The sequence below is a fragment of the Streptomyces sp. NBC_00158 genome (genome assembly GCF_045160885.1).
Classification (GTDB): domain Bacteria; phylum Actinomycetota; class Actinomycetes; order Streptomycetales; family Streptomycetaceae; genus Streptomyces.
On record NZ_CP108161.1, the window covers coordinates 1667397 to 1693150 of the forward strand.

General features: G+C 73.8%; 17 protein-coding genes. 6 read left to right on the forward strand and 11 right to left on the reverse strand.

Annotated elements, in window-relative coordinates; translation table 11 throughout:
• The first annotated feature begins 68 nt into the window (after positions 1-68).
• Both OG553_RS07425 and OG553_RS07430 read left to right on the forward strand, forming a co-directional pair.
• Entirely contained in the window at positions 69-2525 is a 2457-nt protein-coding gene (locus OG553_RS07425) for a DNA topoisomerase (ATP-hydrolyzing) subunit A (RefSeq protein WP_405978230.1), read from the forward strand.
• Between the two features lie 118 nt (positions 2526-2643).
• Positions 2644-4758 (forward strand): restriction endonuclease, encoded by a 2115-nt coding sequence (locus tag OG553_RS07430; RefSeq protein ID WP_405978231.1) that lies wholly within the window; start codon positions 2644-2646, stop codon positions 4756-4758.
• Here the strand turns inward: OG553_RS07430 and OG553_RS07435 are convergent.
• Entirely contained in the window at positions 4755-5915 is a 1161-nt protein-coding gene (locus OG553_RS07435; protein WP_405978232.1) for a CobW family GTP-binding protein, read from the reverse strand. The genes OG553_RS07430 and OG553_RS07435 overlap by 4 nt on opposite strands.
• Positions 5916-5929: 14 nt before the next feature.
• The gene (locus OG553_RS07440; protein ID WP_405978233.1) at positions 5930-7096 is read right to left on the reverse strand and encodes a citrate synthase/methylcitrate synthase; all 1167 of its coding nucleotides are present in this window, start codon (positions 7094-7096) and stop codon (positions 5930-5932) included.
• A 55-nt stretch (positions 7097-7151) separates the two neighbouring features.
• Here OG553_RS07440 and OG553_RS07445 point away from each other — a divergent pair, with 55 nt between their 5' ends.
• The 3 genes from OG553_RS07445 (at position 7152) to OG553_RS07455 (ending at position 10823) form a co-directional block, all read left to right on the forward strand.
• The gene (locus tag OG553_RS07445) at positions 7152-8387 is read left to right on the forward strand and encodes a citrate synthase (protein ID WP_405978234.1); all 1236 of its coding nucleotides are present in this window, start codon (positions 7152-7154) and stop codon (positions 8385-8387) included.
• A 121-nt stretch (positions 8388-8508) separates the two neighbouring features.
• Positions 8509-10125, forward strand: a complete 1617-nt coding sequence (locus OG553_RS07450; protein ID WP_405978235.1) for an ATP-binding protein — start codon at positions 8509-8511, stop codon at positions 10123-10125.
• Positions 10122-10823 (forward strand): response regulator, encoded by a 702-nt coding sequence (locus OG553_RS07455; protein WP_405978236.1) that lies wholly within the window; start codon positions 10122-10124, stop codon positions 10821-10823. Before OG553_RS07450 ends, OG553_RS07455 begins: the two co-directional genes overlap by 4 nt.
• Positions 10824-10837: 14 nt before the next feature.
• Here the strand turns inward: OG553_RS07455 and OG553_RS07460 are convergent, their stop codons facing one another.
• The 3 genes from OG553_RS07460 to OG553_RS07470 all read right to left on the reverse strand — a co-directional run bounded on the left by OG553_RS07460 (position 10838) and on the right by OG553_RS07470 (position 15269).
• On the reverse strand, positions 10838-12430 hold the full coding sequence (locus OG553_RS07460) for a cation acetate symporter (protein WP_405978237.1): 1593 nt from the start codon (positions 12428-12430) through the stop codon (positions 10838-10840).
• Entirely contained in the window at positions 12427-12963 is a 537-nt protein-coding gene (locus OG553_RS07465) for a DUF485 domain-containing protein (RefSeq protein WP_405978238.1), read from the reverse strand. The genes OG553_RS07460 and OG553_RS07465 overlap by 4 nt, the downstream gene beginning before the upstream one ends.
• Before the next feature lie 185 nt (positions 12964-13148).
• The gene (locus tag OG553_RS07470; protein ID WP_405978239.1) at positions 13149-15269 is read right to left on the reverse strand and encodes a type IIA DNA topoisomerase subunit B; all 2121 of its coding nucleotides are present in this window, start codon (positions 15267-15269) and stop codon (positions 13149-13151) included.
• A gap of 446 nt (positions 15270-15715) precedes the next feature.
• Between OG553_RS07470 and OG553_RS07475 the strand changes: the two genes are divergently transcribed.
• A complete protein-coding gene (locus OG553_RS07475; RefSeq protein WP_361598799.1) occupies positions 15716-15949 on the forward strand; it encodes a hypothetical protein in 234 nt (77 codons plus the stop codon).
• A 215-nt stretch (positions 15950-16164) separates the two neighbouring features.
• Here OG553_RS07475 and OG553_RS07480 read toward each other — a convergent pair whose 3' ends face one another.
• From OG553_RS07480 to OG553_RS07505, 6 genes are all read right to left on the reverse strand, one after another.
• Entirely contained in the window at positions 16165-17019 is an 855-nt protein-coding gene (locus OG553_RS07480) for a serine protease (RefSeq protein ID WP_405978240.1), read from the reverse strand.
• 284 nt (positions 17020-17303) lie between these two features.
• Positions 17304-18875: an RNA polymerase sigma factor gene (locus tag OG553_RS07485; protein WP_405978241.1), complete on the reverse strand. Its 1572-nt coding sequence runs from the start codon at positions 18873-18875 to the stop codon at positions 17304-17306.
• A gap of 394 nt (positions 18876-19269) precedes the next feature.
• Entirely contained in the window at positions 19270-20211 is a 942-nt protein-coding gene (locus tag OG553_RS07490; protein ID WP_405978242.1) for a FadR/GntR family transcriptional regulator, read from the reverse strand.
• 147 nt (positions 20212-20358) lie between these two features.
• Positions 20359-22383 (reverse strand): ATP-binding cassette domain-containing protein, encoded by a 2025-nt coding sequence (locus OG553_RS07495; RefSeq protein WP_405978243.1) that lies wholly within the window; start codon positions 22381-22383, stop codon positions 20359-20361.
• Between the two features lie 164 nt (positions 22384-22547).
• Positions 22548-23294: an NUDIX domain-containing protein gene (locus OG553_RS07500; RefSeq protein WP_405978244.1), complete on the reverse strand. Its 747-nt coding sequence runs from the start codon at positions 23292-23294 to the stop codon at positions 22548-22550.
• Between the two features lie 117 nt (positions 23295-23411).
• Positions 23412-25388 (reverse strand): glycogen debranching N-terminal domain-containing protein, encoded by a 1977-nt coding sequence (locus OG553_RS07505; protein WP_405978245.1) that lies wholly within the window; start codon positions 25386-25388, stop codon positions 23412-23414.
• Between the last annotated feature and the right edge of the window lie 366 nt (positions 25389-25754).

The following is a 25754-nucleotide window of genomic DNA, read 5'->3' on the forward strand; positions in this document are numbered from 1 at the left end:
ATGGTCCGCGTCAACCACGCCAGATCCACCCAGTACACCCCGAACCTTGGTTAAGGAGCCGCGCAGCGATGGCCCGCCGCAGCACGAAGACCCCGCCGCCGGAGGATTTCGAGGAGAAGATCCTCGACATCGACGTCGTCGACGAAATGCAGGGCTCCTTCCTCGAGTACGCGTACTCGGTGATCTACTCCCGCGCCCTGCCCGACGCACGCGACGGCATGAAGCCGGTGCACCGGCGCATCGTCTACCAGATGAACGAGATGGGCCTGCGGCCCGACCGGGGGTACGTCAAGTGCGCCCGCGTCGTCGGCGAGGTCATGGGCAAGCTCCACCCGCACGGCGACCAGTCGATCTACGACGCCCTCGTGCGCATGGCCCAGCCCTTCTCGATGCGGCTCCCGCTGGTCGACGGCCACGGCAACTTCGGCTCCCTCGGCAACGACGACCCGCCGGCCGCGATGCGCTACACCGAGTGCAAGATGGCCGACGCCACGTCGCTGATGACGGAGTCGATCGACGAGGACACCGTCGACTTCACCGCCAACTACGACGGCCAGGAGCGCGAGCCCGTCGCCCTGCCGGCGGCCTACCCGAACCTCCTCGTCAACGGCGCCTCCGGCATCGCCGTAGGCATGGCCACCAACATGGCCCCGCACAACCTGGGCGAGGTCATCGCGGCCGCCCGGCACCTGATCCGGTACCCGGAGGCGGACCTGGAGGCGCTGATGCGCTTCGTACCGGGCCCCGACCTGCCGACCGGCGGCCGGATCGTCGGCCTGTCCGGGATCAAGGACGCCTACGAGAGCGGCCGCGGCACCTTCAAGATCCGCGCGACCGTGTCCGTGGAGGACGTGACGGCGCGCCGCAAGGGCCTGGTCGTCACCGAACTGCCCTTCACGGTGGGTCCCGAGAAGGTCATCGCGAAGATCAAGGACCTGGTCGGCTCGAAGAAGCTCCAGGGCATCGCCGACGTCAAGGACCTCACCGACCGCTCGCACGGCCTGCGCCTGGTCATCGAGATCAAGAACGGCTTCCACCCCGAGGCCGTCCTGGAGCAGCTGTACAAGCTGACGCCGATGGAGGAGTCCTTCGGCATCAACAACGTCGCGCTGGTCGACGGGCAGCCGCTGACGATGGGCCTCAAGGAGCTGCTGGAGGTCTACCTCGACCACCGCTTCGAGGTCGTGCGCCGCCGCAGCGAGTTCCGCCGGGGCAAGCGCCGCGACCGGCTGCACCTGGTCGAGGGCCTGCTCGTGGCCCTGCTCGACATCGACGAGGTCATCCGGATCATCCGCGACAGCGACAACTCCGCGCAGGCCAAGGAGCGCCTGATGGAGCGCTTCTCGCTGAGCGAGGTCCAGACCCAGTACATCCTGGACACCCCGCTGCGCCGCCTCACCCGCTTCGACCGGATCGAGCTGGAGGCCGAGCGCGACCGGCTGACCGGCGAGATCGACGAGCTGACCGGGATCCTGGAGTCGGACTCGGCGCTGCGCAAGCTGGTCTCCGCGGAACTGGCGGCGGTGGCGAAGAAGTTCGGCACCGAGCGGCGCACGGTGCTGCTGGAGTCGGCCGGCACCTCGGTCGCGGCCGTCCCGCTGGAGGTCGCCGACGACCCGTGCCGGGTGCTGCTCTCCTCCACCGGCCTGCTGGCCCGTACGGCCAACGCCGGCCCGCTCCCCGTCGAGGAGGGCGGCGGCCGCGCCAGGCACGACGTGATCGTCTCGCAGGTCGCGGCGACCGCCCGGGCCGACGTCGGCGCGGTGACCTCGTACGGCCGCCTGCTGCGCCTCGCGGTGATCGACCTGCCGCAGCTGCCGGACACGGCCGCCGCGCCGAACCTGGCGGGCGGCGCCCCGGTCTCGGAGTTCCTCTCCGGGCTGGAGGCCGACGAGACGGTGGTCTGCCTGCTCTCCCTCGACGAGTCCTCGCAGGGCCTGGCCCTGGGCACCGAGCAGGGCGTGGTCAAGCGGGTCGTGCCCGACTACCCGGCGAACAAGGACGAGCTGGAGGTCATCACCCTCAAGGAGGGCGACCGGATCGTCGGCGCGGTCGAGCTGCGGACGGGCGAGGAGGACCTGGTCTTCATCACCGACGACGCCCAGCTGCTGCGCTACCCGGCCGGCCAGGTGCGTCCGCAGGGCCGCCCGGCGGGCGGCATGGCGGGCATCAAGCTCTCCGAGAACGCCAAGGTGATCCACTTCTCGGCGGTGGACCCGGCCCGGGACGCCCTGGTGTTCACGGTGGCGGGCTCCCACGGCACCCTGGACGACTCGGTGCGCTCCGGCAAGCTGACCCCGTTCGACCAGTACCCGCGCAAGGGCCGCGCGACCGGCGGCGTGCGCTGCCAGCGGTTCCTGAAGGGCGAGGACCTGCTGACGCTGGCCTGGGCGGGGAACGCCCCGGTCCGCGCCGCCGCGGCGAACGGCTCCCCGGCCGCGCTGCCGGAGCCGGACCCGCGCCGCGACGGCTCGGGCGCCGCGCTGCCGGCCGTCGTGGAGACGCTGGCGGGCGCCGCGCTGTAACCGCGAACGGGGGCGGGCGGAGCGGGTGGACCGGGTGGACGGATGCGTTCCCCGGGTCATCCGCCCCGCCCGCCCACTACTGTTTTCCCGGTACACGCGGGTGGGGGGAGCAGAGCTGATGAGTCGTCGGTCCAGCGGGATGATCGGCGTCTGGGCGGAGGCCCAGCGACAGCAGCAGCAGACGCAGGTGATCCAGATGCGCGAGGCGGAGCGCCGGGAGCGGGCGTACGAGCGCGAGGCCGCCCGGGACCGGCGCGAGCAGCAGGCCGCGTACAAACAGCACCGCGAGGCCGCGGCGCGGCGCCTCACGGAGCAGCTCGACGCGCAGGTGGCGGCCCTGCAGGAGCTGCTGTCCGCAGGCTGCCGGGCGCCGGCGTTCCGGATGGCCTCCCTGGTGCGGCCCGAGCAGCTCCAGCCCTTCGACCCCGGCGGCCTCGGGCAGCCGGTGCCGATGCCGCAGCTGGCGCAGTTCCACCAGCAGGGCGGCGGCTGGGCCCTCGGCTCGCGCGGCCGGGCGGAGCGGGAGGCCCACGACCGGTACACCCGGGCCTGGCAGGCCGCGACCGCCGCCGAGCAGGAGCGCCTGCGGCAGCTGGCGGCGTACCGGCAGCAGTACGACCGGTGGGCGGCGGAGCAGCTCGCCGGGATCCGCCGGCACAACAGCGGCCTCACCGATCTGGCCGCCTCCCTGCGCGCCGGGGAACCCGACGCGGTGGTGGACTACTTCTCGGCGGCCCTGTACGCCTCCACGGCCTGGCCCGGGGAGCTGCCCCGGCAGGTGTCGGCGGCGTACGACGCCGCGTCGCGCCAGCTCGTACTGGACTGGGAGCTGCCCCGGTACGAGGTGGTGCCGGAGGTGAAGTCCGTGCGCTACATGCCTAGTACGGACCAGGACCGGGAGACCGCGAGGCCGGCAACGCAGCGCCGGGCGCTGTACCGGGACCTGCTGGCGCAGAGCCTGCTGCTGGTGCTGCACGAGCTGTTCGCGGCGGACGAGTTCGGGGCCCTGGAATCGGTGGTCGTCAACGGGTTCGTGGACGACCACGATCCGGTGACGGGCCGTGAGGCGCAGCTCGTACTGGCCACCGTGCAGGCGGCGCGCGGCGCCTTCTCCGGGCTGCGGCTGGAGCAGGTGAGCGCGGTGGACTGCCTGGTCGAGGGGCTGCGGGGGCAACTGTCGGCGCGCCCGGACCAGCTGACGGCCGTCCGGGCGGGCCGCCGGCCGGGCGAGGTCGGCGGGGACGTCGTCAGCCACGGCGGGCACGCCGCGGGCGGCGAGGACGAGCCCGACCTCTTCCAGATGGACCCGATCGCCTTCGAGAACCTGGTCGCGGAGCTCTTCCGGGCGATGGGCATGGAGGCGGTGACCACGCAGCGGTCCGGCGACGGAGGCGTGGACGTCGAGGCGCTGGACCCGGCCCCGATCCGGGGCGGGCGGATCGTGGTGCAGGTCAAGCGCTACCGCAACACCGTGCCGCCGACGGCGGTACGGGACCTGTACGGCACGGTCCAGGACAAGGGGGCGAACAAGGGGGTGCTGGTCACCACCGCGTCCTTCGGGCCCGGGTCGTACACCTTTGCCAACGGCAAGCCGCTGGAGTTGGTTCCCGGGGCCGAGCTGGTGGAGCTGCTGCACCGGTACGGGCTGCGGGGGCGCCTGGGCGGCGGCCCCGTCCCGGCCCAGCGGACCTCCGAGGAGGCGGCCGCGGCCGCCACGCCCACCCTGGCCGATCCGTCTCCGGCCCCCGCCGACCACAACGTGCTGGGCATGTTCTGGTCGGGGTCGGTGGCGCTCGACGTGTGCGCGCTGGTCTGCACGGGCGGCCGGGTGCTGAGCGAGGACCACTTCGTGTTCTTCAACAACCCGCGCACCCCGGACGGCTCGGTCCGCTCCCGCCCGCACGCCGCCCCGGACAAGGCCGCCGTCGAGGTGGGCTTCGACGCCCTGCCCCCGGAGGCCGACCGGCTGGTGCTGGTGGCGGCCGTGGACCCCGAGGTCAACCCGGACGCCGACCTGTCGGGCTTCACCGACGCCGGCATCCGGCTGCTGGACGCGGCGGGCGGGGAGCTGGGCCGGCTGGAGGTCTCCGACGGCCGGGCCGGCGAAACGGCCCTGGTGCTGGGCTCGTTCCGGCGGCGGGCGAACGGGGACTGGGACTTCGTGGTCGGCGGCAAGGGCTACCGCGGCGGCCTGGAGGCCCTGCTGGGCGACTTCGGCATCGAGGTCGCCTAGACCGCGCCCGGGTCCTCGCCCGCGTCCTCGGCGAAGTCCTGGGCGGGGATGTCCTGCGGCCGTTCCCCGGGCGGGGTGTCGCCCTCCGCCCCGGGGTCGTCCCCCCGGTCCGCCGCCGCCACGTAGCGCAGGACCCCCCACATGCTCTCCGGCGGCGTCTGTTCGGGGAACTCCTCGCGGCAGGCGTCCAGCTCGCGCAGCAGGCCCGGCCCGTCGGTGCCGGAGCCGATCAGGACGAGCTGCGTGCGGCGGGGTTCGCCCCGCCCCCAGGGGCCGGGGGCGAAGCGCAGGAAGCGGCCGACCGCGTGGACCTCGTACCGTTCCCGGTGGCCGGGCACGCCGAACCAGACGAAGCCCTTGATCCGGTAGAGGCCGGCCGGGCGCCGGTCGAGGAAGTCGATGAAGCGGCGCGGGGACAGGGCCTGGTCGGAGGTGAACTCGACGCTCTCGTAGCGGGCGTGGGCGTGGTCCGCGTGCGCGTCGTGGCCGTCGTGTTCCTCCGCCTCCGCGATGAGGTCCTCGAAGGACAGCTGGCCCCGGGTCTCGGTCCAGGGGCGGCGGTCGAAGAGCAGTTCCGGGTCGATCCGCCCGTGGTCGGCGCCGACCATGGGCGTTCCCGGGGCGCAGAGCGCGGCGATCTCCCGCTCGATCCGGGCGCGTTCGGCGGGGTCGACCCGGTCGGTCTTGTTGAGCACCACCAGGTCGGCGACGGCCAGGTGGCGGTCGGTCTCCGGGTGTGCGGCCCTCGTCCGGTCGAACTCCGCCGCGTCGACGACCTGGACCAGGCCGCCGTAGCGGATCGCGGGGTTCTCGTTGGCGATCAGCATCTTGACCATCTCCTGGGGCTCGGCGAGCCCGCTGGCCTCGATGACGATCACGTCGATCCGGTGGACGGGGGCGGCGAGCCTGTCCAGGTACGCGTCCAGCTCGCTGCCGTCGACGGCGCAGCACAGGCAGCCCCCTCCGAGGGAGACCATCGAGTCGCCGACCTGTCCGGCCACCGACATCGCGTCGATCTCGATCGAGCCGAAGTCGTTGACGACGACCCCGATCCGGGTGCCGCCCCGGTTGCCGAGGAGGTGGTTGAGGACCGTGGTCTTGCCGGAGCCGAGGAATCCGGCGAGGACCACGACGGGAATGGGCTGGACGCTGTTCACCCGGACGATCGTAGTCAGCCCGCGTCGGGGACGGGCTGGGGCGGGACGGGGCCGGTGTAGCGGGCGGCCGGACGGATGATCTTCGAGTCGGCGGCCTGCTCCAGGACGTTCGCGCTCCAGCCCACCACGCGGGCGGCGCAGAAGGTCGGGGTGAACATCTCCCGCGGCAGCCCGCACAGCTCCATGACCACGCCCGCGTAGAACTCCACGTTGGTGTGCAGCTCCCGGCCGGGCTTGAGCTCGGCGAGGATCTCCTCCACCTGCCGTTCGACCTCGACGGCGAAGTCCACGAGCGGCCCGCCGAACTGCCGGGCGATGTCGCGCAGCATCCGCGAACGCGGGTCCTCGGTGCGGTAGACGGGGTGCCCGAAGCCCATGATCCGGTCCCCGGCCAGGACCCGTTCCCGGATCCACGGGCCGATGCGGTCCACGGTGCCGATGGCGTCCAGGGTGTCCAGGGCCCGGCTGGGCGCCCCGCCGTGCAGCGGGCCGGAGAGCGCGCCGATCGCCCCGGTCAGGCAGGCGGCGACGTCGGCGCCGGTGGAGGCGATGACGCGGGCGGTGAAGGTGGAGGCGTTGAAGCCGTGGTCGACGGTGGAGATCAGGTACCGCTCGACGGCCCGGGCCTTGACGGGGTCGGGCTCCTCGCCGGTGAGCATCCACAGGTAGTTGGCGGCGTACGGCAGGTCGTCGCGCGGCTCGACCGGCTCCAGGCCCCGCCCCAGCCGGTGCAGGGCGGTGAGCAGGGTGGGCACGGCGGCGCAGGCGGCGAGCGCGTCGGCGGCCCGGCGCCCGGGGTCGAGGTCGTACACCGGGCGGAAGCCGGAGCAGGCGCCGAGCAGGGAGAGGGCGGTGCGCAGTCCGGCGAGCGGGCCGGAGAGTGCGGTGGCGCCGGCGAGGGCGGGGAGCGCGTCACGGACCTGGGCGGGCAGGTGCCGCAGCGGGGCGGTCTCGGCGGCGAAGGCGGCCCGTTCGGCGGCGTCGGCGGGGAGCGCGCCGCGGAACATCAGGTGCCACACGTCCTCGAAGGTGCGGCTCCCGGCGAGCTCGACGGCCGAGTACTGGCGGTAGTGGTAGAAGCCCTCGCGGCCCCGGACGTCACCGAGCCGGGTTTCGGTGACCACGACTCCCGCGAGACCGCGGGGTACTTCGACGGTGGTGTTCATGGATTGACCATCCATCCTTGATTGGATCGATGTCAATATTGATTGAATCAACATATGTAGGCTGTGCGTCATGAGCGAAGACGAGAGGCGGCTCACCACCCGGGAGGCCGCGCAGCTCCTCGGGGTGAAGCCCGCGACCGTGTACGCGTACGTGAGCCGCGGCCAGCTCGGCAGCCGCCGCGACGCGGTCGGGCGGGGCAGCACCTTCGACGCTCGGGAGGTGGAGGCCCTGGCCAGGCGCAGCCGACGGGAGGCCGCGGCGCCCGCCGGGGAGCTCTCCGTACGCACCTCGCTCACCCTCATCGAGGACGACCGGTACTACTTCCGCGGCGTCGACGCCGTCGGGCTGGCCGCACGGTACCCGTACGAGGAGGTCGCCGAGTGGCTCTGGACGGGGAGCCTGCCGCGCGGGGCCCGGTTCAGCGCTCCCCCGGAGGCGCTCGCCGCCGCCCGGCGGGCGGTGGCCGCGCTGCCCGAGCACAGCGGGCCCCTCGACCGGCTGCGGGTCGCGGTCGCCGCCGCGGCGGTGGTGGACCCGCTGCGCTTCGACCTGTCCGAGGAAGCGGTACTCGGCTCCGCGCGCTGCCTGATCCCGACGCTGGTCGGCGCCCTCCCCGGGGCGGACGGGGCGGAACCGGCTCCGGCGCCGGACGGCGACGGGCGGCTCGCGCGGGCGCTGTGGCCCCGGCTGACCGGGCAGCACCCGGACCCGGCGGCCGTCGACGCCCTGGACCTGGCGCTGGCCCTGCTGGTCGACCACGACCTCGCCGCGTCCACCCTCGCGGTACGGGTGGCCGCCTCGGCGCGGGCCCACCCGTACGCGGTGGTCTCGGCCGGGCTCGGCGCGCTGGAGGGGCCCCTGCACGGGGCGGCCGGGCGGCTCGCGCACCGGATGCTGGAGGAAGTGCTGGAGCGGGGCGGGGCCGCGCCCGTGGTGGCGGAGCACCTGCGCGCGGGACGCCGGGTGCCCGGCCTCGGCCACCGGCTGTACCGGGGCGAGGACCCGAGGGCCCGGGCGCTGTTCGGGCACCTGGAGGGGCTCCCGCAGGCCGCCCCGGCGCTCGGCGCGGCACGGGACGTGGCGGCGGTGATGGCCCGGCACGGGCTGCACGCCAACGTGGACCTGGCGCTGGCGGCGCTGACGGTGTCCTGCGGGATGACCGCCGAGGCCGGCGAGACGGTCTTCGCGGTCGCCCGGACGGCGGGCTGGATCGCGCACGCGCTGGAGGAGTACCAGGAGCGCCCCCTGCGCATGCGCCCGAGCGGCCACTACACGGGCACCCGCCCGCCCCGCCCGCTGCCCTGACCGGCACCCCCGCCCGGGCCGCGGCGCCCGTGCACCGCCGCCCGCGACGGCCGCTCCGGGTGGGGCTTCTCATAGACGGGGGAAATTCCGCTTCCGCCCCCACCGACCTACGGTGCTAGTCATGCGGTTCCTCCCCACGGGCGCTCGGCGCCTCGGGCTGCCCAGACGGGCCGTCTCGCAGATCCTGCTGACCCAGCTGGCCATCGCGGCCGGTGTCGCCGTCCTGGCGACCGGGCTCTTCCTGGCCCCCCTGAGCGGCCAGCTGGACGACCAGGCGATGCGGCGGGCCCTGGCCATCGCCCAGAGCACGGCCGCGGACCCGTCCCTGGCCGCCGACCTGCTGCGGTCGCGGCCGGCGGCGGACAGCCCCGTGCAGTCCGCGGCCGAGCGGATCCGCAGGGCGACCGGCGCCGAGTACGTGGTGGTCCTCGACCTCCACGGGATCCGCCGCTCCCACCCCAGCCCCGACCGGATCGGCGAGCCCGTCTCCACCGACCCGAGCGACGTGCTCGCCGGCCACGAGGTGATGGAGATCGACGAGGGCACCCTGGGCCGCTCCGCCAGGGGCAAGGTCCCCCTGGTCGCCGCCGACGGGGAGGTCGTCGGCGCCGTCTCGGTCGGCATCGCCTACGACAACGTCCGCGACCGGCTGATCGCGGCCATCCCCGGACTGCTCGCCTACGCCGGCGGCGCCCTGGCGGCCGGTGCGCTCGCCGCCTACCTCCTCTCCCGGCGGATCCAGCGGCAGACCCACGACCTGGCCTTCTCCGATATCGCGGGCCTCCTCGCGGAACGCGAGGCCATGCTGCACTCCATCCGCGAAGGCGTGATCGCCCTCGACCCGGACGACCGGGTGCGGCTCGTCAACGACGAGGCCGCCCGGCTGCTGGGCCTTCCCCCGGACAGCGCCGCCACCCTCGCCGGCCGCCCGCTGGACGAGGTCCTCGGCACCGGCCGCACCAGCGACGTCCTGACCGGCCGGGTCACCGGCCGGGACCTGCTCACCGTCCAGGGCCCCCGGGTCCTGGTCGCCAACCGGATGCCGACCGCCGACGGCGGAGCCGTCGCCACCCTGCGCGACCGCACCGAGCTGGAGCGCCTGGGCCGCGAGCTGGACTCCACCAAGGGCCTGATCGACGCCCTGCGCGCCCAGGACCACGAGCACGCGAACCGCCTCCACACCCTCCTCGGCCTGCTCGAACTGGGCCTGCACGAGGAAGCGGTCGACTTCGTCAACGAGGTCGTCGGAGTCCACCGCACCACGGCCGAGCAGATCACCGAGAAGGTCCACGACCCCCTGCTCGCGGCCCTGCTCGTGGGCAAGGCCACCGTCGCCGCCGAACGCGGCGTCGCGCTGCGCCTCGCGCCCGCCGCACTCCTCCCCGACCGCCTGGTGGACCCGGGCGGCCTCGTGACGGTCCTCGGCAACCTCGTGGACAACGCCCTGGACGCGGCGGCCGGCTCGGCCGCGCCCCTGGTCGAGGTCGACATCCGCGCGCAGGGGCGCACCGCCGTGCTGCGGGTGCGCGACAGCGGTCCGGGGATCCCCGCCGGCCGGCACGAGGAGATCTTCACCGAGGGCTGGTCGACCAAGCAGCCCGCGGCCCACCGCGAGCGAGGGCTGGGGCTGGCCCTCGTACGCCGCCTCGCGGAGCGGCAGGGCGGAAGCGCCCGGGCCGGGGCGGCAGAGGACGGAGGGGCGGAGTTCTCCGTCGTGCTCCCGGAGGCCCTGCGATGAGCGAGACCCCGATCCACGTATTGGTCGTCGACGACGACGTGCGTGTTGCCAGGATCAACGCGGCGTACGTGGCGAAGGTTCCCGGGTTCCTGGTCTGCGGCGAGGTCCATTCGGCGGCCGAGGCCCTGGACTTCCTCACCGCCCGGCCGGTGGACCTGGTCCTCCTCGACCACTACCTCCCGGACGAGAACGGCCTCGACCTGGTGCGCCGCCTGCGCCAGCTCGGCCACCACACCGACGTGATCATGGTCACGGCCGCCCGGGACCTGGCCACCGTCCAGGCGGCCATGCGGCTCGGCGCCCTCCAGTACCTGGTCAAGCCGTTCACCTTCGCCGGGCTGCGCGCCAAGCTGGAGGCCTACGCCTCCCTGCGCCGCTCCCTCTCCGGGGGCGGCGAGGCCGAACAGGCCGAGGTCGACCGGATCTTCGGCGCCCTCGCCGCGGCCGGCACTCCGAACGAACTGCCCAAAGGGCACTCCCCCACCACCGCCGAGCTGGTCCGTGGGGTACTGCGCGCCGCCGAAGGCCCCCTGTCCACCCAGCAGATCGCCGACCGAGCCGGCATCAGCCGGCAGACCGCCCAGCGGTACCTGAAGCTCCTGGACCGGGCCGGCCGCGTCACCCTCGCCCTGCGCTACGGCGAGACCGGCCGCCCCGAACACCGCTACGCCTGGCGCCCGTCGGACTCCCCCGGCTAGCCCGGCGGACCGCGTCACACCGCGCCGGCCCCCGTCAGGGAGCGGACCTCCGTCTCGGCGTGCTTGCGCTCGTCCGCCTCCTCCGCGGAGGTGACGGTGCCCAGCCAGCCCGCCAGGAAGCCGAGCGGGATCGAGACGATGCCCGGGTTCTGGAGCGGGAAGTACTGGAAGTCCGCGCCCGGGAAGAGGGATTCGGGACTCCCGGACACGACGGGCGAGAGGACCACCAGCAGCACCGCCGGAACCAGCCCCCCGTACACCGACCAGACCGCCCCCCGCGTGGTGAAGCCTCGCCAGAACAGCGAGTACAGCAGCACCGGCAGGTTGGCCGAGGCCGCCACGGCGAAGGCCAGCCCCACCAGGAAGGCCACGTTCAGGTCCTGCGCGAGCAGCCCCAGGGCGATGGCCACCGCCCCGATCCCGACGGCCGCGATCCGCGCCACGGCCACCTCGCTGCGCTGCCGGGCGTGCCGGCGCCTGAGGGAGGCGTACAGGTCGTGCGCGACGGAGGCCGAGGAGGCCAGGGTGATCCCGGCGACCACCGCGAGGATCGTCGCGAAGGCGATGGCGGCCACGATCGCGAACAGCACCGCGCCCCCGGTGGACTCCGCACCCCCGCCCAGGAAGGCCGCCAGCAGCGGTACGGCCGTGTTCCCGGACGCGTTCGAGGCCCGCACCTCGTCGGGCCCCACCAGCGCGGCCGCCCCGAAGCCGAGGACGACGGTCATCAGGTAGAAGCCCCCGATCAGCGCGATCGCCCACACCACCGACCGGCGGGCGGCCCGCGCGGTCGGCACGGTGTAGAAACGCGACAGGATGTGCGGCAGCCCGGCGGTGCCCAGGACCAGCGCCAGGCCGAGGCTCATGAAGTCGACGCGGGCGGTCCAGTCGCCGCCGTACTTGAGGCCGGGGCTCAGGAAGCGCGCCCCGTGCCCGCTGCGCTCGGCGGCGCCGGTGAGCAGCTGGTCGAGGTTCCCGTGGAAGCGGAGCAGCACCAGCACGGTCAGGGCGACGGCCCCGCCCATCAGCAGCACCGCCTTGACGATCTGGATCCAGGTGGTCGCCCGCATCCCGCCGAAGGTCACGTAGACCACCATCAGCGCCCCGACCCCGATCACGGTCAGGGTCCGGGCGGCGGGGCCCGAGTCCGAGAGCAGCAGACCCACCAGGCTGCCCGCACCGACCATCTGCGCGACCAGGTAGAGCACGGAGACGACCACCGACGACGTACCCGCGGCGATCCGGACGGGCCGCTCGCTCATCCGGGCGGCCACCACGTCGGCGAGGGTGAAACGCCCGCAGTTGCGCACCAGTTCCGCGACCAGGAAGAGGACCACCAGCCAGGCGACGAGGAAGCCCACGGAGTAGAGCAGGCCGTCGTATCCGAAGAGGGCGATCAGCCCGGAGATCCCCAGGAAGGAGGCTGCGGACATGTAGTCGCCGGCGATGGCGAAACCGTTCTCCATCGGAGAGAAGAGCCGCCCGCCCGCGTAGAACTCCTCGGCCGAGCCGTGCCGGTTGCGGCTGACCCAGGTGGTGATGCCGAGGGTGACCGCGATGAAGGCGCTGAAGAGGATCAGCGCGAGGGTCTGGTGCTCGGTGGTCACGCCCCCTCCCCCCGGACCGTCCGCGGCCGGCCGCGCTCCTGCTCGCGGAGGGACGCCCGGCCCTGCGCGCGTTCCTGCACGCGCTCCTGCTCGAACACCGTCCAGCGCAGGTCGAGCGCGGCCCGGTCCCGGCGCAGCCGCGCGTGCCTGGCGTACGCCCAGGTCAGCAGGAAGGTGCTGAGGAACTGCCCGAGGCCGGCCAGCAGGGCCACGTTGACCGCGCCGGCCACGGGCCGGGCCATCAGCCCCGGCGCCGCGGTGGCGGCGACCACGTACGCGACGTACCAGAGGAGGAAACCGGCGGTCGCGGGGACGACGAACCTGCGGTAGCGGCCGCGGACCTCCTGGAAGGCGGCGCTGCGCTGCACCTCGAGGTAGATCTCGGACGCGCCGGGCGCCGCCCGGCCTCCGGCGGCCGGGGCGACCTGGGCCGGGACCGGGTCCTCGCCCTCGCCCCAGCCCACGGCCAGTGCGTCGTACCAGGGGTCGTCCAGCCGGATCGTTCCGGCATCACGACCTTCGTGCTTGTCCACCGAACTCTCCTTGTCCGCCGCCGCATTGGCCGCGTGCCCACAAGGATGTGCCGGATGGTCGGTTTCCGGACTGATGTACCGGTGTGCTTCACCCCTTCAGGTGATGGAGCGAGCGGCACCGGTGTGCCGGAACGCCGTTTCCGCATCCGCGGTACCGGCCGTGGAGGGCCGGTACCGCGCAGGGGTCAGGCGTCGATGCGCGAGCGGTCCAGGGTGGCCGCGGAGCCGGTGATGAACTCCTTGCGCGGGGCCACCTCGTTGCCCATGAGCAGGTCGAAGACCTGCTCGGCCGAGTCCAGGTCGCCGATGTTGATCCGCCGCAGGGTGCGGTGGCGGGGGTCCATGGTGGTCTCCGCCAGCTGGTCCGCGTCCATCTCGCCGAGGCCCTTGTAGCGCTGGATGGCGTCCTTGTACCGGATGTTCTTGCGCTGGTACTCCAGCAGGGTCTGGCGCAGCTCGTTGTCCGAATACGTGTAGACGTACTTGTCCTGGCCCTTCTTGGGCTGGACCAGCTCGATCCGGTGCAGCGGCGGCACGGCCGCGAAGACCCGGCCCGCCTCGACCATCGGGCGCATGTACCGCTGGAAGAGCGTGAGCAGCAGGCAGCGGATGTGCGCGCCGTCGACGTCGGCGTCGACGAGGAGGACGATCTTCCCGTAGCGGGCGGCGTCGATGTCGAAGGTACGGCCGGAGCCGGCTCCTATGACCTGGATGATCGCGCCGCACTCGGCGTTCTTGAGCATGTCCGAGACCGAGGACTTCTGGACGTTGAGGATCTTGCCCCGGATCGGCAGCAGCGCCTGGAACTCGGAGTTCCGCGCGAGCTTGGCCGTACCGAGGGCGGAGTCCCCCTCGACGATGAAGAGCTCGCTGCGGTCCACGTCGTCGCTGCGGCAGTCGGCCAGCTTGGCCGGCAGCGAGGAGGACTCCAGCGCGGTCTTGCGGCGCTGCGCCTCCTTGTGCTGACGGGCCGCGATCCGGGTCCGGGCGGCCGCGACGATCTTCTCCATCACGGCGCGGGCCTGCTGCTTGTCGTCGCGCTTGGTGGAGGTCAGGAAGGCCTTGAGCTCCTTGGCGACGACTGCGGCCACGATCCTGGTGGCCGCGGAGGTGCCGAGCACCTCCTTGGTCTGGCCCTCGAACTGCGGCTCGGCGAGGCGGACGGTCACGACCGCCGTCATGCCCTCCATGGCGTCGTCCTTCACCACGTCGTCCTCGGCGACGCGCAGGAGCTTCGCGGAGCGCAGCACCTCGTTCACGGTCTTGGTGACCGAGCGTTCGAATCCGGAGACGTGGGTGCCGCCCTTGGGGGTGGCGATGATGTTCACGAAGGACCTGACGCCGGTCTCGTACCCCGTACCCCAGCGCAGGGCGATGTCCACGCCGAGCTCGCGGGTGACCTCGGTGGGGGTCATGTGGCCGCGGTCGTCGAGGACCGGGACGGTCTCCTTGAAGGTGCCGGTACCGGTCAGCCGCAGCACGTCGCAGACGGCCTTGTCCTGGGCGAGGTACTCGCAGAACTCGCTGATGCCCCCGTCGAAGCGGAAGGTCTCCTCGGTCTTGCCCGCGCCGTCGATGCCGCGCTCGTCGCGGACGACGATGGTCAGGCCGGGGACGAGGAAGGCCGTCTGGCGGGCGCGCTGGTACAGGTTCTCCAGGGAGAGCCGGGCGTCCTTGAGGAAGATCTGCCGGTCGGCCCAGTAGCGGATCCGGGTGCCCGTCTTGCCCTTGGCGATCCGCTTGGCCTTGCGCAGGCCGTTCGCCGGGTCGAAGGGGCTCTCGGGGCCCTGCTCGGTGAAGGCGCCGGGGACGCCGCGGCGGAAGCTGATGGCGTGCGTGGAGCTGTTCCGGTCGACCTCGACGTCCAGGCGGGCGGAGAGGGCGTTGACCACGGAGGCGCCGACGCCGTGCAGGCCGCCGGAGGCCGCGTAGGAGCCCCCGCCGAACTTGCCGCCGGCGTGCAGCTTGGTCATGACGACCTCGACGCCGGACAGGCCGGTCTTGGGCTCGACGTCGACCGGGATGCCGCGGCCGTTGTCCCGGACCTCGACCGAGGCGTCGTCGTGGAGGATCACCTCGATGTGGTCGCAGTAGCCGCCCAGGGCCTCGTCGACGGAGTTGTCGATGATCTCCCAGAGGCAGTGCATCAGGCCTCGGCTGTCGGTGGAGCCGATATACATGCCGGGGCGCTTGCGGACGGCCTCGAGGCCTTCGAGGACGAGCAGGTGCCGCGCGGTGTAGTTGGAACCGTCCCGGTCTGCTCCGGACAGCAGCGCGCTGGAAGGCACGGACGTGTCGGCGGTCACGCAGTTCGCTCCTCGCTGAATTTCTTTTCTGGCCCGGTCGGGCGCAGGGGTGGCTGGGTCGCCGGTCGAAGGGTACCGAGGCCTGGTAGAGCCGATGCAACGCCACCCTCGTGGGTTCCACAGCCTAGTGCAGATCCGCACGGGTGTTCGATCCCCCGTGGGGGTGAAGCAAACATCACGTTCCCTTCGACGCATGAACCATTTAGGGTTCGGGCACGTCCTCATGAACAACCGGCACTCAGCCGGGGAGGACGAGAACTGCTACAAGCGAACGACTGACAACGCGAAACCGTAAAGCAATGCAATACGGCTCCTTCGCCGCCAACCGGCAGCAGCCGGCCAGCTTCGGAAGGAAGTTTCGAGGAAAAGCCGCGAGCGGGAACGTTTTCGGCCTGGTTGGATGTTGACCCTGGTACGACAGCTCGTCGAGCTAGAGAAGAGGCGACGTGACTACTGTTCTGACACCCGCGACCCCGCTGACGGCCGCTGACCGATGCGACCGTTGCGGCGCCCAGGCATATCTGCGCGTCGTCCTCCTGAGCGGTGGTGAACTGCTCTTCTGCGCCCACCACGGGCGTAAGTTCGAGCCGGAACTCAAGAAGATCGCCGCGGAAATACAGGATGAGACCGAGCGGCTTACGTCCGCTCCGGCCGCCGGCGCGGCCGACGAGGACCGCTGACACAAGGCCTGAACCTCGCATCCGACGAGCCAGGACCGGCCAGGCCGGTCGACGGGCGGCACCCCTGAGATCCAGGGGTGCCGCCCGTCCTCATGTCACCGGGCGCCCGGTGCGACCCGGCGCCTTCCCTCCGGGCACCGTCCCCGGCGGCCCGGATGCCCCTTCCCGGGGCCTGCCGGGCACCTGGAGCCCCTCCGGGCGCTCCGTGCGGTGCCCTAGACCCCGCTCGGCCGTGCGCGCTTCTCGGAGCCGTTCACGAAGTCGACCAACGGTGCGATCCGCGTGTACACCCCCGGGCTGTCGGCGCGCCCGCAGCCGCGCCCCCAGGACACCAGCCCGATGAGCCGCCCCTGCGCCACCAGCGGCCCGCCGCTGTCCCCCTGGCAGGCGTCCTTCCCGCCCGAGCGGTCGCCCGCGCACACCATGGAGTCCTCCCGGTACTGACCGTCGGAGTCCCCCGGGTACGCCCGGTGGCAGACCTCATCGGCCAGTACGGTGACCCGCGCCGCCCGCAGCCCGTACGCGTAGTCGCCGAAGCCGCTGGTGTCCCCCCACCCGTACACGGCCGCCTCGGTGCCCGCCCCGTACGCGGCGTGGCCCGCCCCGGCCATGGGGAGCACGTGGTCCGCCGGCACCGCTTCGGCCAGCTCCAGCACGGCGAGGTCCCCGGCATTGGTCCCGGGGTCGTAGGCGGGGTTGACCCGGGCCCCGGCCACCGCGATCTCCCGGCCCTCGGGCGCGCGGAGCTCCGTACGTCCGGTGATCACGCGGAAGTCGGCGACGGATTCGACCGGCCCGCCGAGTACCTGGCGGCCGAGGCAGTGGGCGGCCGTCACCACGGTGGTCGGGGCGACGATGACCCCGCCGCAGAACTGCCCGTCACGGATACCTCCGAACCGGTCACGACTGGCGAGGGCCACCACCCAGGGACTGTCCGCGACCCGTACCGGGCTCCCGCCTATGACGACGCTGTCCGCGGACACCCTGGGCGCCTGGGCCAGCGGCACCGCCGCCGCTCCCGCCACCAGGGTCAGAGCGCCCGCCAGGGCACGGGCGAAGGGACGACGCATGAGGCCTCCTGACTCTGAGTGTGCTCGATTACACCCAGAGTGGGATGGCCCGGGAACATGCGCACCTGCGGCCCCGGCCCGGACCGGGAGCGGGCCGCGGCCCTCGAAGGGCGGTCCAGGACCGCCGGGCGTACGCTCAAGACCCGGTCGGGCGGATCCGGCCGGGTCCGGGGGCGGGAGCGACCCCGGACCCGGCCCGGCGCGCGCCGGTCCGGTCCTCCGCGGACCGGCTCGGTCCAGGGCGGACGCCCGGTCCGGGCCCGGTCAGTCCAGGCGGACCCGCCTCAGTCCAGGTAGTCGCGCAGGACCTGCGAACGCGACGGGTGGCGCAGCTTCGACATGGTCTTGGACTCGATCTGGCGGATGCGCTCACGGGTGACCCCGTAGACCTTGCCGATCTCGTCGAGGGTCTTCGGCTGCCCGTCGGTCAGGCCGAAGCGCATCGAGACCACGCCCGCCTCGCGCTCGCTCAGCGTGTCGAGCACGGAGTGGAGCTGCTCTTGCAGGAGCGTGAAGCTCACGGCGTCGGCCGGGACGACCGCCTCGGAGTCCTCGATGAGGTCACCGAACTCGCTGTCGCCGTCCTCGCCGAGCGGGGTGTGCAGGGAGATCGGCTCGCGGCCGTACTTCTGGACCTCGATGACCTTCTCGGGGGTCATGTCGAGTTCCTTGGCCAGCTCTTCCGGGGTGGGCTCGCGGCCCAGGTCCTGGAGCATCTGGCGCTGCACGCGGGCGAGCTTGTTGATCACTTCGACCATGTGCACCGGGATGCGGATGGTGCGGGCCTGGTCGGCCATGGCCCGGGTGATCGCCTGCCGGATCCACCAGGTCGCGTACGTGGAGAACTTGTAGCCCTTGGTGTAGTCGAACTTCTCGACCGCGCGGATCAGACCCAGGTTGCCCTCCTGGATCAGGTCCAGGAAGAGCATGCCGCGGCCGGTGTAGCGCTTGGCGAGGGAGACGACGAGGCGGAGGTTGGCCTCCAGCAGGTGGTTCTTGGCGCGGCGGCCGTCCTCGGCGATGATCTCCAGCTCGCGCTTGAGCTTGGGGGCCAGCTTGTCGGAGTTCGCCAGCTTGTCCTCGGCGAAGAGGCCCGCCTCGATGCGCTTGGCGAGCTCGACCTCCTGCTCGGCGTTGAGGAGGGGGACCTTGCCGATCTGCTTGAGGTAGTCCTTGACCGGGTCGGCGGTGGCACCGGCCACGACGACCTGCTGGGCGGGGGCGTCGTCCTCGTCGTCGGAGATGACGAAGCCCTTGTTCTCGCCGGCCTCTTCCTCTTCCTCGCCCTCCGCCTTCGCGGCGTCGGGGCCCTCTTCGGGAGCCTCCTCGTCGCCCGCGTCGGCGTCCTTCTTGGCCGAGGTCTTCTTCGCCGCCGTCTTCTTCGCGGCGGCCTTCTTGGCGGGTGCGGCCTTCTTGGCCGCCGTCTTCTTGGCCGCGGTCTTCTTCGCGGCGGGCTCGGCTGCGGGCTCCGCGGCGAGCACGCCGGTGGTGTCGGGGTCCGCCGCCCCCGCCTCCGCCACGGTGTCGGCCACTGCCGGGGCGGCCGCCGTCTTGGCCGCGACGGTCTTCGTCGCCGTCCGCTTCGCGGGAGTCTTCGCTGCGACGCTCTTGCGTGGGGTGCGCTTGGGCGACTCCGCGGCACTGACCATCAGCGTCACACCCTCTTCCTCGAGGATCTGGTTGAGGCTGCGCAGGACATTCTTCCACTGGGTCGCAGGAATCTGGTCAGCCTCGAAGGCCCGACGCACGTCATCGCCGGCGATCTGCCCCTCGGCCTTGCCCCGCTCGATGAGCGCCATCACAGACTCGGAATCGGCGATCTCCGGCGGGAGCGTACGGGATGTGCTGGCCGACACGAACAACCTCTCGGAACGATGGGAACGGCTTCCGACCCCGGCCTGGTGCTGGACCGGAGCCGACGACCACCGACTGGGGATGGGCCGGGGGCGCGGGCAGGGGCCGGGGAGCTGCACAGCATCCCCAAGGGCTGCTGTCTTCCCTCCGTCGGCCATCACCTCTTAGGTCATCGCGTGACGTCGCGGAGCGTTACGCCCAATCTTCGTGTCCCGAGTGCACCCCGTGGTGGCCTGCGTCACACCGCATGTGCGGCCGGGCCGGTACCGCGGTCGTGCGCACGCGCCGGGGGCCGCCCGCGAGGGTCCCGCGCGCGGAGCCCGCACGCCGCTGTCGCCGGGCCCGAACGGGCCCGGCGACCGGTGGTGCGCTCCCACGCCCCCGTGCGTCGGAGCGTCAGTGCTCGCGCGGGGCGGGGACCACGCGCTCGACCTCCGGATGCACCGTCAGGAGCTGGCGCATGGCGCTCTCGGCACCCGCGCCGTCGCCGGAGGCCAGGGCCTCCACCATCCGCGCGTGGTGGGCCACGCAGGTCTCGCTGGGGCGGTCGCAGGAGGTGATGGGGCTGCCGGAGACCTGGAGGGCGGCGGAGACGATGCCCGAGAGGTGCTCCAGCATGCGGTTGCCCGCGATCTGGATCAGGAGCGCGTGGAATTCGTGGTCGGCGCGGGCGAAGGTGATCGCGTCGCCCTGGCCGAGGGCGTGGCCCATGATCTCGACCATGTCGGAGAGGCGCTGCTGGACGTCGGGGCGGTCGTGGCCGGCGGCGAGGCGGGCGGCCAGCGGCTCGATGGTCCAGCGGAGCTCGTTGAGCTCGCGGCGCTGGTCGTCGCGCTGGGGGCCGAAGGCGCGCCACTCGATGATGTCGGGGTCGAGGAGGTTCCAGTCGGCGACCGGCCGGACCCGGGTGCCCACGTTGGGACGGGCGCTGACGAGGCCCTTGGCCTCCAGGACCCGCAGCGACTCGCGGACGACGGTGCGGGAGACCTCGAAGCGCTGGCCGATCTCCTCGGGGACCAGCGGACGGTCCGCGCCGAGGTCGCCGGAGACGATCATCTGACCGAGCTGCTGGACGAGTTGGCCGTGCAGGCCACGGCCGCGACTGCCGGCCGCCCGGCGTCCGACGCGGCTCAACTCGACGTCGGCGCCGTCCCAGTGGGGTGGTCCGACCCGGTCGGGGCCGGCGGCCTCCGCGTAGGGGTAGCGGTCGAGTTCGCCCGAGCCGGCGAGGCCGGTGTCGGCATGGCGGGCGGCGGTCATCATGGTGTGCGCAAGGGTACTCACGAATCCTTTGTCGGCTGCGCCTCCATGACCCTTGAGGTCTTTGGTGAAAAGCACACGAAAGGGTGATCGGTGCCACCTGCGCAATTGACGCCTTATCGTAAGGAACCGGGCTTTTTGCGGGGAGTTGCGGTCCGCTTCGCGTGATTCCGCGCGAAGCGGACTTCTACGATCGCCCCGCAGTCGCCTCCCGCACCGGAACGATCACCAACGGACTCGGGCGCGCAGTCCTGTGAACCCATAGGCGCACAACAGGACCATCAACGACAACACGAGTGCGGTTCCCACGGGTTGGGCCATCACCCGAAGGGCCCCCAGTACGAGGCGGTCCCCTTCCGGCGGCCAGGGTGCGGAGACCAGGGCGCGCAGCCGGGAGGCGATTCCGCTCGCGGGGTACGCGGACTGCCCCTCCAGGGCCTTGCGCACCAGCGGTACGACCGCCACCGGTACGGCGAGCACGGCGCCCAGGCCCGCGAGCGAGGACCGGAAGACCCCGGAGGCGAGCACCCCGGCCCATGCGCAGCCGACCAGCAGTCCGGCCCAACTCGCCGCCGGAACGAGCCACTCGGCCGGGGCGCGCAGCGGGGCGACCCCGAAGACGAGGCGGAGCGCGGCGGCGTCGGCGGTGACCGCGAGGGCCCCGAGCACGAGGGCGAGGGCGGCGCACACCCCGAGCTTGGCGGTGAGCAGCCCCAACCGGCGCGGCACGGTGCCCCGGTCGGCGGCGAGGGCGGGGTACCGGTACTCCTCGCCGAAGGCCAGCGCCCCCAGCAGTCCGGCGCCGATCGCGGCCGGGGGCAGCGGGAACACCTGCGGCCACGCGGCGAGGACCCGGTTCTGCGAGGTGTGTCCGGCGCGGGCGAGCACGAGGGCGGTGGCGGCGGAGACGGCGACGACGAGGGCGGCGGTGAGGAAGGGGGTGGCGGTGCCGAAGGCGCGGCGCAGCTCGTAGCGCAGCGGTCGCAGCGGGCCGCCCACGCGGCGCACCGCCGGGGTGGGGCGCGCGGGCCGGGCGTGCCGGGCCCGCCGCGCGAGGGGCCGCGTACGCCCGGCGGACTCGGGGGCGGCCGCCGGGGCGTCGCCGCCCGGCCCGCCGGGCCCGCCGGCGGCGGGGACGGGGCCAGGGCCAGTGCCGGCAGCGGGGACAGGGGCAGGGACGGTACCGGCGGCGGGGACGGGGACGGGAGCGGTGCCGGCAGCGGGTCCGGCGGCGGACTCCGCACGGGCGCCCGCGTCGCCTCCGGCCGCGGTGGCGCCCGGGCCGGTGCGGACCTGCGCCGCGGCTTCCACCCGGGCCTCCACCCGGACCCCCGAGCCGGTCCGGGTGCGGGCCTGCGGCACGGGCGGGACGGGCGCACCGGTGTCGCCCGTCTCGTCCGCGAGCTGGTGGACCAGTACGCCGTGGCGGAACGCGGCCTCGCCGACCTCGGCGCAGTTGCTCCCGTACACCGAGAGCCGGCTGCCGCTCTCCTCGACGATCTCCACGACCCGGTGCGCGGCCCGGGCCTCCCGGCCCAGTACGTCGGCGAGCCGGGCGGCGTGCGGGGTGCGCACGGCGACCCTGGGCCGCAGCCGGGTGCGCGCGAAGTCGGCGGCGTCCTGGTCGGCGACGAGCCGGCCCGCGGCGACGGAGACGACCCGGTCGGCGTTGCGGGCGGCTTCCTTCGCGTCGTCGGTGGTGAAGAGCACGGCCCCGCCCAGGGAGGCGTGGCCGCGCAGCAGCCCGTGCAGCCAGGCCCGCTCGCGGGGGGCCAGCCCGGCGGTGGGCTCGTCGAGGAGCAGGGTGCAGGGGTCGGCGAGCATGGCCGCCGCCAGCCCGACCCGGCGGTCCATCCCGGCCGAGAGCGAGCCGAGGCGCTGGTCGCGCAGGCCGCCGATGCCGACGACCTCCATCATGGCGTCGGCCCGGGAGGCCGGGACGCCGACGGCGGCGCAGAGCATCCGGAGCTGGTTGCGGACCGTCCGCGACGGGTGCCCGGGGACGTCGCCGAGGAGGACCCCGACCTCACGGCCGGGATGCGGGATCCGGTGCAGCGGGCGGCCGCGGAAGTAGGTGACGCCGCGGCCCGGTTCGAGTTCGAGCATGAGCCGCAGCGCGGTGGTCTTGCCCGAACCCGGCTCTCCGAGCAGGGCGGTCACGCACCCCGGGCGGGCCTCGAAGGTGAGGTCGTCCACGAGGGGCGGGAGATCTCGACGGGGTGTGCTGGTGAGTCCGATGGCCTGGAGCATCGCTTCTCTCGCGGGGTGTGAGACCGCTTTGCGGCAGCGTGAGTACCGCATGCAAGATAACGCGATATGTCCGATTTTCTACGCAACCTGCCCGACTCCGTGCCGATATGGCCGCAGGCCGGCCCCCGGACGGCGGAGGGCACCACCGCCGGGTCTCCGGCAGATCAGACCTCGGGGCGCAGCATCGGCGGGTTGAGCAGGGTGGCCCCGCCGGCCCTGAACAGCTGGGCGGGCCGCCCGCCCTGACGGGTGGTCGTCCCCCCGGCGGGTACCAGGAACCCGGGGGTGCCGGTGACCTTGCGGTGGAAGTTGCGCGGGTCGAGCGCCACGCCCCACACGGCCTCGTACACCCGGCGCAGCTCGCCGACGGTGAACTCGGGCGGGCAGAAGGCGGTGGCCAGCGAGGAGTACTCGATCTTGGAACGGGCCCGCTCCACGCCGTCGGCGAGGATCGTCGCGTGGTCGAACGCGAGCCCGGCGGAGGCCTGGTCGGGGCCTTCGAGGAGTTCGTCGACGGGAGCCCAGCGGGCGCTGTTGGCGTCGCCCCCGGCCCGCGGGGCGGGCAGGTCCGGGGCGAGGACCAGGTGCGCCACGCTGACCACCCGCATCCGGGGGTCACGCTTCGGGTCCCCGTAGGTCGCGAGCTGTTCGAGGTGTGCGCCGTTGTCCACGCCGGGCGCGGCCGGGTCGTGCGCGCACAGTCCGGTCTCCTCGGAGAGTTCCCTGGCTGCGGCGCCCGCCAGGTCCTCGTCCCCGCGCACGAAGCCTCCGGGCAGCGCCCAGCGCCCCTGGAACGGCTGCTCACCCCGTCGGACGACCAGCGCGCAGAGCGCGTGGCGCCGCACGGTGAGCACGACCAGGTCGACGGTGACGGCGAAGGGCGGGAAGGCCGACGGGTCGTAGGGCGACATGCCGCGATCATAGTCGTCTGCCTGACGATAAACAGTCGTTTCGTGATCCCGAGGACGGTGATCTGGACCCCAGTCAGGATCCTCCCTAGCACCGGTGGCCACCGCGCGGGCCTCTTCTCAGCCTCCCAGTTGGAGCCCATCGGCCGCCTCCTCCACCATGCCGATGCCGAGACGGCTGATCCGGACGGTGAAGGGCTCCCCCGCCACCCGCAGCCCGGCGAGGCGCAGGGCGCCGAGGGGGGCGCCCGCCCTGGGGGTCACGGCCACCGTGCCCGCCGGGGCGTCCGGGCGGATGCCGGCGAGGGCGGTGAGCGCGTGGATCCCGGCGGCCGCGGCCACCGCGGCCGGCCGGCAGGCCGCCGGGTGGGGCAGGGGCGCGCTGCCCGCGGTGCGCTGCTCGGCGGCGTGCATCTCCGCCAGCCGGTACCCGAAGGCCTCGGCCGCGTCGAGCAGCCCCCGCAGCAGACCGGAGGCCTCCTTCTCGAAGCCCGCCTGGGCGAGCCCGGCCACCGCGACGGCGCTCTCGTGGGCCCGGACGGCTCCCGAGCGGTGGCCGAAGGGGTTGTGCCCGGGCTCCCGGGCCGCCATGCTCCGCAGCCCCCACCCCGAGTCCATGGCGGGGGCTCCGAGCAGCCGGGCGAGCTGTTCGGTGCGGACGGGGTCCAGCAGCCCGGGCGCCATCCGGCCCCCACCCAGCAGGCCCGTGTCCAGCAGGTGCGCGGCGGCTCCGGTGAGCCGCGGCAGCGGCCGCCCGTCGGGATGCAGGGCGGCCGCGGGGCGGCCCCCGTCCGGACCGTCGATCCAGAACCGGGCCCGGAACCTCTCCCGCAGGGCGGCCGCCCATTCCCGCCACTCCCCCGCTCCGCCGCGCCCGCACCCGTCCAGCAGGTCGGCGCCCAGCAGCGCGGCCCGGTGCGCGTGGGCCTGGGTCTCGCAGCGGCGGGGCCCCGGGTCGGGGTCGGCGAGGAAGCCGTCCTCCCCCAGCGCCCCGCGCAGCCAGTCCAGGCAGCGCTCGGCGGCGGGCAGCAGCCGGGCCACCTCGCCCTCGGGCAGGCCCCACCGCCGCGCCTCGGCGAGCACCGCCGGGAAGCCGAGGGTGGCTTCGGTCCCGGTGCACCCGGGCGGCAGCTGCGGCCCGGCGGCCCTCAGCGGACCCGGGATCTTCCCCGCGTCCGGGCCCCGGCCCCCGGTCTGCCCGCGGGCCAGGGTCCGCAGCGTGGCGGCGGCCAGTCCGGTGCCGAGCGGCAGTGCCATCCGCGCGGCCCACAGCGACTCCGCAGGGGCCGGCCCGAGCCGCCACGGCACTCCCGCCGCCGCGAAGGCGTCGCCGGGTTCGGCGGGGTCGCGCAGGAGCAGGGCCCGGAGGTCTTCGAGACTGGTGCGGAACCACGCGTCGGCCCTCGGGTCGTCCCCCTCGGCGCGGGCTGCGGCCAGGGGGTTCGCCACCTGCCCGGCGGGGGCCCGCGCGGTGCGGTCACGGGTGGTCCGCAGCTCGATGGTGCGGGACTCGCCGGGGCCGAGGTCGAGCTCCCAGCGCAGCAGCCCTGCCGAGGCGAGGGCGTCGTCGGGGGCCGGTTCGGCGGTGGTGACGGCCAGGGCGTCCCCGGTGCTCCAGCGCAGCCCGGCCGCGTGCACCCCGGCGGCGAGCTCCGGCCCGGCCCGGCCGGCGGCGATCGCCGCCAGTTCGGCCAGGTCGGTGCCGAGGGAGACCTCCACGGGCAGTCGCAGGGGACGGGCGGCGTAGCTGCGCACGGTGATGCGCTCGGTGCCGTCGGCGTGGCGGATTCGTTCGACGCCGATGTCGGGGTCCGGTCCGGGCTCGACCCCGGTGCGGACGGTGGCGGTGAAGGCGGCCCGGTCGGCGCCGATGCTGCGGCCCTGGACGGATACCGGGTCCCGCCCGGCGACGCGCAGTACGCAGCGGGAGAGCAGCCTCCGCCCGGAGCGGTAGATCCCGTCGATCCCGCGGCCGGTCAGCTGGCCGTGCTCGGGGGAGATGGCCAGGCAGGGCGCGGCAACGCAGATGAGCGCCCCGTGCACCGGCGGCAGCTCGGCCCGCCGCCCGGCACCCCCGGCGGCCGTCTGCCCGGGCACCCCGGCACCGTCCTCCGGCCCCGAAGCCTGCCCCGGCGAAGGCCCGGCAGCGGCACCCCACCCTGCACCCGCACCCGCACCCGACGGCTGCCCGGCCAGCGCGGCACTCCCCGACGACGAGCCGGCCGAGCGGTCAAAGCCGTCCAAGCGGTCCGAGCCGGCCAAGCGGTCCAAGCGGTCCAAGCGGTCCGAGCCGACAGGACGGTCCAGGCCGACAGAACCGTTCGGGCCGGCCTGGCGCTCCGGCGGGCGCTCCGCCGGGTGTCCGGGCGCGGATTCCGGCCAGCGGGGTACTGAAGCGGGAGGGGGCCCGGAAGGGCCGCTGCGGGGTACGGGGGGAGCCATGTGCCGCCTTGTCTGCGCTCC